The following is an 11,056-nucleotide window of genomic DNA, read 5'->3' on the forward strand; positions in this document are numbered from 1 at the left end:
CTGCATTGCTGGCTTCCTCGCCGGTATGGTGCGGGCAGGATCGGCAGGAGATGGATTTTTCCAATCACGCGCGACTCGTCTACTCCGCGCCCGTCTCGTCGGAACTCAGTCGCACGTTCGGGCAGGGTTGGACACGTCTCACGATCACACTCCCGGATGGTCGTTCGTTACCTATCATCCCGGACGAACCACTTACTGCGGCGGGCGGCGTCATCTTTTCGACGGTCGCGACCCACGCACGATCGAGCGATGGACGTTATGTCGTGCTCGATCTCACCCGGAATGGCATAACGGAATCCGAAGATGGCAAATCTGTCGTTGCCAGTCGCGAGTTCTGCCCGATCCTCGACACCCAAACCGGGTGTGTCGCGCGCGACTACTCGGGTGCCGTTTGCGGGGGCGCGTGGGATGACAAAGCCCCGGTTTGGCGTAGCCAACTTGACTCGGGCGAAACGGACTTGCAGTCGATGAAGGCGCTGGAAAAGCCGACCGCCCAAGCCGTGTGGACACAATTCAGCCAGGCCAAGGCTGCGAATATCAAGCCGTTCGTACGCGTTGCGCTCGGCATTGATAACCTTCGTGCATGTGATCCGCCGAGCGCCGAAAACGCCGGCTACTACGCGCAAATCCAGACAGCGCTTGGGAACCCCGCCCATGTCGCGAATCATCCGACGCAGGCATCCGCCGGCCGCCCGCCATCGAATCCTCCTGGCGCACCGTCAACATGGACTGTGCAGGTAGACCGCGCATGGCTGTATGAGCAACCTTCGGTGGGAAGCAACCGCCATGGGTATCTGATTCGTGGCGATCACGTTGCCGTTATTGGTGAACAGACGCCAGATTGGGCACGCATTCGCTACATCCGTCCGGGGAAAGCGCCCCTTGAAGCCTGGATGGAGCAGCGGGATATTATCCACTAAGAGGCCGGTTCAAAAATCCTGCTCAGCTCGCCCGAAGATGTTCCAACAGACGAGCGAGCAGCCAAGTTTCAGAAATGCTTCGTGAATGTAGGCACGTCGCTCGAAGCGCGTACGTTGGCATCGAAGATTGTGGAGCCAGGAATGTGTGCGGTCGACCACCCAGCGATACTTGCCTGGTCCACCGCGGTGTTCGGTCCGGCGCTTCGCGATCATTGGCTCGATATAAGCACGGCGACGGCGTTTGTTCGAGTGTCTGGCGCGTCGGAGTTTTCCCAAGCCCGGTCAGAAGCGTCTGCAGCGAAACTGATCGGAAATGCCGGCCGGACCGGTAGCATGCACAAACACTTCGGACGTTGGGAATGGTCATGTCACGACGGTAGGATAAGTTGTCGTCACCGAGCCGAAGTTGCGTCAAGAGAAGGGGGCATATTAGGGGGCATGTACTTATTTTGAGATGCCCTTCTCGTGCTCGGAGGGGAGTAGGTGGATTTTTGTTCTGTCCCGGTCCTCGCACCAGACAAGCAGCGCGCCGAGATTCGGTGAGAGGTTGAAACCCGCGATCGCGCAAGGCATCGCGGGTTTCTTGTTGGGCGTGAGCCGCGTTAAATTGACTGAGATGCCGCGAAAGGTGAGTCGATCAAGTCGTGTGCCGTCCATATGTCGCCAGCGCGAGTCCACGCCGTTCAGGCTAAATAATTAGATAAAAGAGCTGCCGATATTTCCACGATTATTCCGAGATCTCGACTTGATTGTCGCGCGGCGTTATCGACCGGTGAAGGGTGTCGTTATTTTTGAGACGGTGTTGCATTACGTATCCGGGTTGACTGATCGAGGTGAAAACCCAACGTGCCCGCCTGATTTGACATTCTTTAATTCGAGATAGTCGAGCGGAGGGATGTTTCGGGTAAGAATGTGATTATCAGTCGACCAGTATTGCGCCGGGGCGCGACTTGCGAGTAGACCAAATCACATGAACAAAAATAGCCACCGATTGGTGTTCAATCGCGTCCACTGCGTGTTTGTCGCCGTGGAGGAAACCGCGAATGCGCCTTCGGTTATCCAGACACCCAACAGCCTGCCGCAGATCAATATCAACAAGTTGGGCGGCGGCGGGGTTTCGCTTAACCCCTATTCCCGGTTCGACGTCCAGAAACCCGGCGTGATCGTGAACAACTCACCAATACGATGCGGCCCGGATCATCATCAATCAGCTCGGCAGTCACAACCCGTCAAAGCTACGAGGTTTTGCCGAGATTACCGGCCAGCGAGCCGAGATGTTCATTTTGAACACCGGCGGGCAGATTAGCTCGAACGGCGTCCAACCGTGAATGCCACGATGCTGCAAGGCGATGATGCGTAGCCGCGCGAGGTTTATCAAGAATCACACGGGACGATGGAATCCAGATCGATCCGAGGATGTGATGTTGTTCGTTAGTCCTATTTAACAATTACGAGGATGAAGATGAAAAAGCGTTTCGTTTTGACAAGCATCATGAGCGTGGCGGTCCTGCTGTCGGCATGCGGCGGCGGTGACGATGATGGCGGCACCCCGGTGGCCGGCGGAAACACCACGGGCTCGACCTCGCAGGGTTCGAAGGAGACGACGAAGGAGGCGGCGTTCTCCTGCCCGTCCAGCTACAAGAAACTGACGCTCTCGAACAGCAGCATCTCGAACGCGAACATGAACCTGGTGACCGACGACGGCATCGCGACGCTGACGATCAAGACGCCGGCAAACGGCATCTCCGGCGACTTCGCCGTTTGCCTGGGCAAACCCGATCCGGTTCCCGCCGGCGTGGCGGCCGATTATGTCTACGAGGTAAAATCCGCCGGCGATCTGCATTCGATGGCCTCGTCGACGCTGACGCTGAACTTCAAGACGGACGTCAAGCCGACGCAGAATCCGCCCGTGATCGAGTATGCGAGCCTGTCGGGCGGCACCGTGAGCTATCAGCCGCTGCAGCAAGGCGCATCGATTTCGAACCCGCCGAACTACAGCGTGGCCGCCAACGCGCAGGCTTCCGGCCTGTACGTGGTGCGCCTGGCGAAGTAAGTCGGCAAATTGCCGTTTGAGCTCGTTCTCATCGGCACTTGGGACGCGGCGTCGAAAGCCGCCGCGTCCCGCAAGCTCAAGCGTCGAAGCCCGCACGGGCCTGGGAGTTCGCCCGATTCAAACCCGCCGCACAAGCAAAGAGATATGCAAACCGTTGCCGTTCTGGACTTCGAAACCACCGGACTTTCCCCCGCCCAGGGCGACCGCGCCACCGAAATCGCCATCGTGCTGTTGCGCGATGGCGAAATCGTCGACCGCTATCAGAGCCTGATGAACGCCGGCCGACGCATCCCGTCGGACGTGGTCGCGTTGACCGGCATCACGAACGACATGATCGCGTCGGCGCCGCCGGTGGCGAGCGTGATGCGGGAGGCGGCGGCGTTTGTCGGAAACCATCCGGTGGTGGCCCACAACGCCGGTTTCGACCGGCGTTTCTGGCAATCGGAGCTGGGGCTGCTCGGCGTGCCGTCGGCACACGAATTCGCCTGCACGCTGCTGGTCGCGCGACGCATCTGTCCGCAGGCGCCAAGCCATCGACTGTCGAGCCTGGTCGAGATGCTGAGCCTGCCGAAGACGGGCCGTGCTCACCGTGCGATGGTCGACGCGGAGATGGCGAGCCATCTGTGGTGCCGCCTGCAAAGCGACATGGCGCGGACCTACGGCCTGAGCCGCATCGATCACGCGCTCATGTCGCGACTGCAGAAGACCAGCAAGGCAAAGGTCGCGATGTTCCTGGGTTCGATGGTCGGCGCCTAGTAGGGAGCCGCGAGGCCGCCCCCGTCACGACGTCGCACAGACAAAGCTGCTCGCCCGATTCACATTCCCCTTGCCCACATAGCGCGGAAACGCCGGATATCGGCACAGCGGGCGCGTGCGCCCATTGGTGGCCGGCACGATATCGGTGGCCAGCAGCGTTTCCGGCGACACATCGTGCGACACCCATCGATCGAGCGCGCCGAGCAGATCGACCGACGGAATGAACACGCCGTTGCCGTGCTGGAAACCCGGCGCCATGTAGAGGCGCATGAAGCCATCCACACGCTCCTGCCCGTAACGCGCAACCAGCCTGTCGTAATACGCGATCGTCTGGTTCGGGCTGATCACTTCATCGGCCAGCCCCTGCATGGTGATCAGCTTGCCGCCGCGCGCGATGAAGCGCGAGAGGTCCGGATTCATCGCGCCGATCGTCTTCGATAGCGAGACCAGGCGCTGCTGGTAGCGGCCAGGGTGCTTCACGTCGAAGTCGAGCCCGTTGAAGCCGGTGTCGCGGGTGACGAAGTAGCGGATATAGGCATCGCCCTGCGCGAACAGATAGCCGTTTTCATGGAACTGCGGCTGCGCGAGCGGCAAGGGCGAATTGGCGAGGCCGAGCCCGCTCGTGAAGCGCGTGCCCTGGAACACGTTGTAGCCGCGATAGCCGTCGACGTTCCAGGCGAGCGGGTAGGGCAGGTGCAGCCCGTCGCGCAGCAATTCGAGCGTTGAGAGCTGCGTCGGCGTCAGGCAGGCGCCGGGGCTGGCGACGATCGCCGGCATCTGCGCCGGCACGTCCTCCGCCGATGCACGCTGATCCGGACAACGCAAGGAATCGATGATCTCCGGCTCCTTCGCGCGGCAGGCCTCGACATCGCTGATGATCCCGTCGGCGACGCCGTCCAGCGCATCGCAAACCTGCAAGGTCCGCTCGTACACGCGTTCGAGCAGATGCCTCGACACGAACCCGCCCGGCCTGCGGTACTCGGCCCGTCCCACCGCCACGCCGATCAGGCGCACGCCGGTGAAGTTCAGCGCGGGCGCGTTGGCGATCACGCCGTCGTAGTCGTCGGGGTAGCGCTGGATCACCGTGTAGGCTTCGCGGCCGCCCGTCGAGCCGCCCGCGAAATACATCTTGTCGGGCGCGCGTTCGTAGCCGCGCGTGATCAGCGCGAGCGCCACGTCGTGGACCTTCTTCAGATGCGCGTAGCCGTAGTTCATGACGGCCTCGTCGAGCATGCCGAAGCTGCCTTCCCCCGGGTTGCCGATATGGCCGGAATCGTCGCCGAAGGTGGCGTAACCCTGGGCGAGCGGCGCGATATCGGGCGAGAACGGCGTCGGGCCGGTGCCGGTCACGACCACGCCGTTGTAGCCGCCGCCGCCGAATTGCAGCGCGCGGCGGTTCCAGCGATCCGGCAGGTTCATCTCGAAGCGGATGTCGGGCGTGCCGGCCGTCTTCGCGCGGATCACGCCGGTCAGCCGGCAATAATCGCCATCCTGGTTGCCGATCGTGGTCGCGCCGATGGTCGAGGCGGTCTGCACCATCGCGCCGTCGGTCGGCAGGCCGATTTCAGCCGGGGGAATCTGCACGCCGGCCAGGTCCAGGCAGTGGCGCGGCTGCCGGGGCGCGTGTTGCGCGGCCGCCGGGAAGCTGGCGGCGAGCATGGCCGAGGCGAGGGAGAAGACGATGAGGATCCTATGTGCCGAATGCTGTTTCATTGCCGCTGAAGGGGCTGGACCGGGAAGCGAGCCCGGCCGGGCGGCACGAGGCGCGGCGCCGGGCGGGCGTGGGCGAATTGTCGGGATGACAGGATCGCGATGAATTGTTCCCGGAGTATTTCATGACAAAACGCGAGGCGCGATCGGTGTTGCCCATAGTTCGCCCGAAGCCGGCGGGAACCTGGACCGTTCGCACCGCGGCCGTGTGGAGGGCCCCGCATCGCGCTCAGATCGCCACCCGCAGCGACCCGACCCGACGCCCGCCATCCCCGGCCGCCTCGCCGGGCGCGCCGAGCTGCAAGGCATGAAACAGGAAGCGCTGCAGCGTGGCCGACGCCGAACCCGGATCGCCGGCATCCGCATGACTGAACAAGCCGAAATCCGCCATCGGTGGCGCCGGCAGGCCGGCCGCGCGCGGATCGAGCACACGCATCGAGTCGCGGCGCACGTTCCAGTCCAGCAGCACCGCCACGCCCAGCCCGGCCTCCACGGCCGACTGGATCGCCGACAGGCTGGTGCTGGTGCAGATCACGCGCCACGCAATGCCCGCATCGCGCAGCGTCGCGAACAGCTTCTCCTGCCACGGGCAGGTGCCGCCGAAGGCCACGATCGGCAGCGGTTCGCCGCGCGTGAACGCCTCGCGCGTGCGCGCGGCGGCCCAGTGCAGCGGATGCTGCCAGGTGACGAGCGGCTCGGCGCGGATCAGGCTGGGATCGCCGATCGCGAAATCGAGCGAGGTATTGGCCAGGCGCTGCGACAGCACCGGGCTCGCGTCGACCACGATCTCCAGCGCGACATTTGGGAACGCGGCCGCGAACTGCGAGAGCGCGTGCGGCAGGTGGCCCACCGCGATGTCCTCCAGGATGCCGAGCCGCACCGTGCCCGAGATCTCGCCCGCGTTGAGCGCCGCGCGCGCGGCCAGGCCGATGCCGAGCAGCTCGTGCGCATAGGGCAGCAGCACGCTGCCGGCCGCGGTCGGCTTCACGCCGCGCGGCGAGCGTTCCAGCAGGCGCTGGCCGACCTCGTCCTCGAGCCGCCGCAAGGCCATGCTGACGGCGGCCTGGGTGCGCCGCAGCGCGGTGGCCGCGCCGCTCACGCTGCCGGTTTCGACCACCGTCACGAAGGTGCGCAGCAGGGTGCTGTCGAGATCTCGGATCATCAATTTTCCTGATGCGGCCATAAGAATAAGCAGCTTATACCACGCGCCCGAGCCCGGTTAGACTCGCTCGGTCACCTACCTGGAACCCACCATGAGCGATGAATTGAGCGCCGCCCGGGCGGACGGCGGCCCGCCTGCCGAATCGCGCGCTCCTGCGTCGTTCGCGGCTGCTATCGCGCCGTTGCTGGCGGTCGCCTCGATGTGCAGCGTGCAGTTGGGCGCCGCGCTGTCGCGGCCGGCGACGATCGAATACGGCACCGTCAGCACCACCTGGCTGCGGCTCTGTTTCGCCGCGCTGGTGCTCGCGGTGGTGGTGCGCCCGCCGCTGCACAGCTATTCTCGCCAGCGCTGGATCGCCGCGATCGCGCTGGGCAGCGCGATGGCCGGCATGACGCTGTGCTTCTTCGAGGCGGCGCGCCGCGTGCCGCTCGGGCTCGCGGTCGCGATCAACTTCCTCGGGCCGCTGGCGATCGCCACCTTCCGCGTGCGCAAGCCGGCCCTGCTGCTGTGGCCGGTGCTGGCGCTGGCCGGCGTGCTGCTGCTGGCGCGCCAGGACGGCATGTGGGTCGCCACGCCCGCCGCGCTGGTGTTCCCGGTCGGCTCGGCGCTCGGCTGGGCCGCCTACATCCTGCTGATGAAGCGCGTGGGCACGCTGTTCGACGGCCTGCAGGGGCTCGCCACCTCGCTGATCGTGGCCGCGCTGGTGACCACGCCGTTCGGCATCGCGCAAAGCGGCGGCCACCTGCCCGCCGGGCAGTTGCTCGACGCGGCCTACCTGGCGATGCTGGTGCCGCTGTTTCCCTACGTGCTGGAGCTGATCGCGCTGCGCAGCATGAGCGCCTCGTCGTTCGGCATCCTGATGAGCGCCGAGCCGGCGATCGCCGCGGCGATCGGTTTCCTGGTGCTCTCGCAGCCCTTGAGCGCGCTACAGATCGCAGGCACCTTCTGCGTGGTGGCCGCGAGCATCGGCGCGGTCGTACAGAAGTAACCGGCCCCGCCGGTCATCATAAAAGCCGACGCAGGATGGCGCGCCGAGCGGCGCCGCCTTCCGCAGCCGCGCTGTCTTTCCTCCCATGTCATCGAGTAGCCGAAAGCCGGATCGCGGGCAGTGCCCGCGCCGGACCGTCCCCTATGACCTGGAACCTGGAGAGAAAAGATGGCAAACCACGATCGCGCCCGCTTCGAGCAAGTCGCCGAGCAGTCCATCAACCGGCTGTTCGCGGCATCGCCGGCAACGGCCGCGTTCCATCGCGGCGAAGGCATCGACCGCGAGTTCTATCGGCGGCACCTGGTCGAAACCGTGCTGCGCATCCGCCTCAACAACGAAGTCGATGCCTTCGCGCTCTACAAGATCGGCTTCAAGGACAACCACCTCGCGCAGATCCTCGCGCAATACCTGGCCGAGGAATACGGCCATGAAGGCCTGTTCCTGCGCGACATCGAGAAGTTCGGCCTGACCGACAAGCAGGTCGACGCGATCCAGCCCTTCCACAGCACCGACAAGCTGATCGGCTACCTGTACCTGAGCATCGGCCGCGACGGCCCGCTGCCGACCATGGTGTGGAACTGGTTCGTCGAATGGTATTCGGATCGCTACAACAAGATCATCACCGAGGCGGCGGCGCAGGCCTTCGGCCAGGAGCTGGTGAAGGGCTCGCTCGGCCATATCCAGTACGACGAATCGCACGATCACGACGACCTGATGTGGGGCGCGGTGCAGCGCGCGATCGACGGCTGGGGCGGCATCGACAAGGCCGAAGCCTATTTGCGCCACTTCGTCGGCCTGATCGGCGAGTACTTCGACGAACTGCGCGAGGCGACCCAGGCGCAGCCGGAAGCGGTTGCCGCTTGAGGGGCGCGCCATGACCGCCATCATCGTGCTGGAACCGGCGTCGTCGGGCGCGGCGCTGGTCGTCGCCGCCGCGCGGCTCGGGCTTGCCGCCCACGTGTTTTCCGCCGATCGCGACGAGCGCATCGTGCCGCCCGAGCTGCGCGCGGCCGCCGCCTCGTTTACCGCCGTGGATACGAGTTCGCCGGCGGCGGTCGCGGCCGCCGCGCGCGCGCTCGGCGCCGAGGCGATCGTCCCGGGCTTCGAATACGTGGTCGGCGTGGCCGCGCAGGCGGCCGAGCGGCTGGGCCTGCCGCATCTGCCGCCCGACGCGGCGGCCCTCACGCGCGACAAGCATCGCAGCCGGCAGCGGCTGGCCGAGGCCGGGCTGGCGGTGCCGCGCTTCGCGCGGATCGCGTCACCGGCCGAGCTGGAGGCCGCCGCCGAGCGGGTCGGGTTCCCGGCCGTGCTCAAGCCCGTCGACGGCTGCGGCAGCCAGCTGGTGACGCGCGTCGATTCGCTGCCGGCGCTGCGCGAGGCCGTCGAGCGCGCCACCCGCGAGGGCGTGGTCGACATGGGCCGCGAGCTCGGCCAGGCGCTGCTGCTCGAGCAATATCTCGACGGCCCCGAATACAGCCTGGAGGGCTACGTCGGCCGGCACGGGCCGCGCGTGCTCGCGGTGACCGAGAAGCTGCTCGGGCCCGAGCCGTACTTCGTCGAGATGGGGCACGTGGTCGACGCGCCGCTCGCGCCCGAGACGCGGGCGACGCTGGTCGCCTATGTCGAGGCCGCGGCGGCGCGCATCGGGCTCACGCTCGGCGTGTTCCATGCCGAGGCGCGTATCACGCGCGACGGCCCGGTGCTGATCGAGATCGCCGCGCGACTCGGCGGCGATCGCATCTATCGGCTGGTCGAGCTCAGCAAGTCGATCTCGCTGCCCGAGGTGATGATCCGCGCCCATCTCGGCGAGGCGGACCCGGCGCCCGCCTACGAGGGCCGGCTCGCCACCCAGGTGAGCGGTGTGCGTTTCCTCGCGCCGGACGCGGCGGGGCGTTTCGCCGGCGTGCACGGCATCGAGCCGGTGCGCGCGCTGCCCGGTTTCGAGGAGATCGAGATCTACCCGCGCCTTGGCGAGCTGGTGCCGCGCCTGACCGATTTTCGCGGCCGCGTCGGGCATGTGCTGTTCACAGCGCCGGATCGGGCGACGCTCGATCGGCGCGTGGCCGAGGCGCTGCGCGCGCTCGAATTCGGCCCCGCGCTGACCGATCTCTGAAGGAGATACGCCAATGAGCTTGCATCCGCAACCTTCTCCCGGGCGCAGCCGCATCGTCGTGCTCAATCGCTGGTCCGACGATTTCGCCGCCTATCACCGCTACATCGACCACGCCGCGCACGAGGTGGCCTATGTCTGCACGCCCGACGGCGCCGCCGCGCTCGCCGCCTCGCGTATCGCGCATCTCGAGCGGCTGCCCGACTTCCTCGACGAGGCGGCCCTGCACGAGGCCGTGCGAGCCTGCGGCGCGGCGCTGGGCGGCATCGACCGGCTGGTCGCGCTGTCGGAGTTCGACCTGATCGCGGCGGGCCGGCTGCGCGAGGCCTTCGACATTCCCGGCGATCGGCCCGCGGCGGTGGCTCGCTTTCGCGACAAGGCCGTGATGAAGCAGGTGGTGGCCGCGGCGGGCCTGCGCGTGCCGCGCTTCGTCGCGCTGGACGAGGTCGACGCGCCCGATGCGCCGGCGCTCGCCGCGCTGCGTTTTCCGCTGGTCCTGAAGCCGCGCGCCGGCGCGGCCAGCGCGGGCGTGCGGCGTGTCGATACGCCCGCGCAGCTCGCGGCGCTTTGGCCGACGCTGGCGCGTGCCGACCACGAGTGCGAGGAGTACATCGAGGGGCCGATCTATCACGTCGACGGGCTGGTCGCCGATGGCGAATTCGTGATCGCGCGTGCCTCGCGCTACGTCAACACCTGCCTCGATTTCGCCAACGGCAAGCCGCTCGGCTCGGTGATGCTCGACCCCGGCCCGGCCCACGACGCGCTGCTCGCGTTCGCGCGGGACAGCCTGCGCGCGCTCGGGCTCGACGACGGCGCCTTCCACCTGGAGGTGATCCGCGGCGGCGACGGCCTGACCTTCCTGGAGATCGGCGCGCGCGTCGGCGGCGGGGAGATTCCGTTCCTGTTCCGCGATCTCTATGGCGTCGACCTCTACGACCTGTGGGTCGCCCAGCAATCGGGCGACGCGGCGCGCTTCGCCGCGCGCGCGCAGGCGGCGCGGGCCGCGTCCGCCTCGCCGCTGCGCGGCGGCTTCCTGATGCTGCCCGAGCCGGTCGGCAGCCGCTTCGTCGAGGCCGAGGTGCCGTCGGGCATCGCGGCGCTGTATCGTGCCGTGCTGCCCAAGCGCCATCATGGCTTCGACGGCAAGGGCGGCTACGATACGATCCTCGCGCGCTTCCGCTATCGCGGGGCGTCGGAGGACGAGATCGGCGCGGCGATCGACGCCACGCTGCGCGAGTTCCGCTACACGCTCGCGGATCTCACGGCGCCGAGCCGTCCCGGCTGGCCGCGCGGGCAGGGGGTGGCCCAGCTGCAATCGGCATCGGCAGCGGCCTGAACCCGGTACCCCGGTACCCCG

General features: G+C 66.7%; 10 protein-coding genes and 1 pseudogene. 8 read left to right on the top strand and 3 right to left on the bottom strand.

The window, feature by feature from the left end; genetic code table 11:
* The first annotated feature begins 50 nt into the window (after positions 1–50).
* Positions 51–920, top strand: coding sequence for an SH3 domain-containing protein (locus BM43_RS40880; protein ID WP_126242089.1), 870 nt, complete (start codon positions 51–53; stop codon positions 918–920).
* A gap of 9 nt (positions 921–929) precedes the next feature.
* On the opposite strand, the pseudogene BM43_RS40885 reads toward BM43_RS40880, so the two are convergent.
* A pseudogene (locus BM43_RS40885) lies at positions 930–1,142 on the bottom strand (IS5/IS1182 family transposase); the annotation flags it as partial.
* 748 nt (positions 1,143–1,890) lie between these two features.
* Between BM43_RS40885 and BM43_RS40890 the strand changes: the two are divergent.
* The 3 genes from BM43_RS40890 (at position 1,891) to BM43_RS29370 (ending at position 3,729) form a co-directional block, all read left to right on the top strand.
* Positions 1,891–2,226, top strand: coding sequence for an ESPR-type extended signal peptide-containing protein (locus BM43_RS40890; RefSeq protein ID WP_111946487.1), 336 nt, complete (start codon positions 1,891–1,893; stop codon positions 2,224–2,226).
* Positions 2,227–2,376: 150 nt separating this feature from the next.
* The gene (locus BM43_RS42370; protein ID WP_230676292.1) at positions 2,377–2,973 is read left to right on the top strand and encodes a hypothetical protein; all 597 of its coding nucleotides are present in this window, start codon (positions 2,377–2,379) and stop codon (positions 2,971–2,973) included.
* Positions 2,974–3,117: 144 nt separating this feature from the next.
* Complete coding sequence (locus BM43_RS29370) at positions 3,118–3,729, top strand: 3'-5' exonuclease (protein ID WP_036052168.1); 612 nt, start codon at positions 3,118–3,120, stop codon at positions 3,727–3,729.
* Positions 3,730–3,753: 24 nt separating this feature from the next.
* Here BM43_RS29370 and BM43_RS29375 read toward each other — a convergent pair whose 3' ends face one another.
* A complete protein-coding gene (locus BM43_RS29375; RefSeq protein WP_036052167.1) occupies positions 3,754–5,442 on the bottom strand; it encodes a tannase/feruloyl esterase family alpha/beta hydrolase in 1,689 nt (562 codons plus the stop codon).
* Between the two features lie 226 nt (positions 5,443–5,668).
* Positions 5,669–6,601: a LysR family transcriptional regulator gene (locus tag BM43_RS29380; protein WP_036052166.1), complete on the bottom strand. Its 933-nt coding sequence runs from the start codon at positions 6,599–6,601 to the stop codon at positions 5,669–5,671.
* Positions 6,602–6,692: 91 nt separating this feature from the next.
* On the opposite strand from BM43_RS29380, the gene BM43_RS29385 reads away from it, so the two are divergent.
* From BM43_RS29385 to BM43_RS29400, 4 genes are all read left to right on the top strand, one after another.
* On the top strand, positions 6,693–7,589 hold the full coding sequence (locus BM43_RS29385) for an EamA family transporter (protein WP_013697233.1): 897 nt from the start codon (positions 6,693–6,695) through the stop codon (positions 7,587–7,589).
* 168 nt (positions 7,590–7,757) lie between these two features.
* Positions 7,758–8,453: a hypothetical protein gene (locus tag BM43_RS29390; RefSeq protein ID WP_013697234.1), complete on the top strand. Its 696-nt coding sequence runs from the start codon at positions 7,758–7,760 to the stop codon at positions 8,451–8,453.
* A 10-nt stretch (positions 8,454–8,463) separates the two neighbouring features.
* Entirely contained in the window at positions 8,464–9,702 is a 1,239-nt protein-coding gene (locus tag BM43_RS29395) for an ATP-grasp domain-containing protein (protein ID WP_042285214.1), read from the top strand.
* Between the two features lie 13 nt (positions 9,703–9,715).
* Positions 9,716–11,035 (top strand): ATP-grasp domain-containing protein, encoded by a 1,320-nt coding sequence (locus tag BM43_RS29400; RefSeq protein ID WP_036052164.1) that lies wholly within the window; start codon positions 9,716–9,718, stop codon positions 11,033–11,035.
* The last annotated feature ends 21 nt before the right edge of the window (positions 11,036–11,056 follow it).

Origin of the sequence: Burkholderia gladioli (assembly GCF_000959725.1) — a bacterium.
Lineage (GTDB): Bacteria > Pseudomonadota > Gammaproteobacteria > Burkholderiales > Burkholderiaceae > Burkholderia > Burkholderia gladioli.

What these genes read in the sequence shown, in the direction of transcription:
- BM43_RS40880 (WP_126242089.1), top strand. Translation starts at nt 51, where the DNA reads ATGGATTTTTCCAATCACGCGCGACTCGTCTACTCCGCGCCCGTCTCG.
- BM43_RS40890 (WP_111946487.1), top strand. Translation starts at nt 1,891, where the DNA reads ATGAACAAAAATAGCCACCGATTGGTGTTCAATCGCGTCCACTGCGTG.
- BM43_RS42370 (WP_230676292.1), top strand. Translation starts at nt 2,377, where the DNA reads ATGAAGATGAAAAAGCGTTTCGTTTTGACAAGCATCATGAGCGTGGCG.
- BM43_RS29370 (WP_036052168.1), top strand. Translation starts at nt 3,118, where the DNA reads ATGCAAACCGTTGCCGTTCTGGACTTCGAAACCACCGGACTTTCCCCC.
- BM43_RS29375 (WP_036052167.1), bottom strand. Translation starts at nt 5,442, where the DNA reads ATGAAACAGCATTCGGCACATAGGATCCTCATCGTCTTCTCCCTCGCC.
- BM43_RS29380 (WP_036052166.1), bottom strand. Translation starts at nt 6,601, where the DNA reads ATGATCCGAGATCTCGACAGCACCCTGCTGCGCACCTTCGTGACGGTG.
- BM43_RS29385 (WP_013697233.1), top strand. Translation starts at nt 6,693, where the DNA reads ATGAGCGATGAATTGAGCGCCGCCCGGGCGGACGGCGGCCCGCCTGCC.
- BM43_RS29390 (WP_013697234.1), top strand. Translation starts at nt 7,758, where the DNA reads ATGGCAAACCACGATCGCGCCCGCTTCGAGCAAGTCGCCGAGCAGTCC.
- BM43_RS29395 (WP_042285214.1), top strand. Translation starts at nt 8,464, where the DNA reads ATGACCGCCATCATCGTGCTGGAACCGGCGTCGTCGGGCGCGGCGCTG.
- BM43_RS29400 (WP_036052164.1), top strand. Translation starts at nt 9,716, where the DNA reads ATGAGCTTGCATCCGCAACCTTCTCCCGGGCGCAGCCGCATCGTCGTG.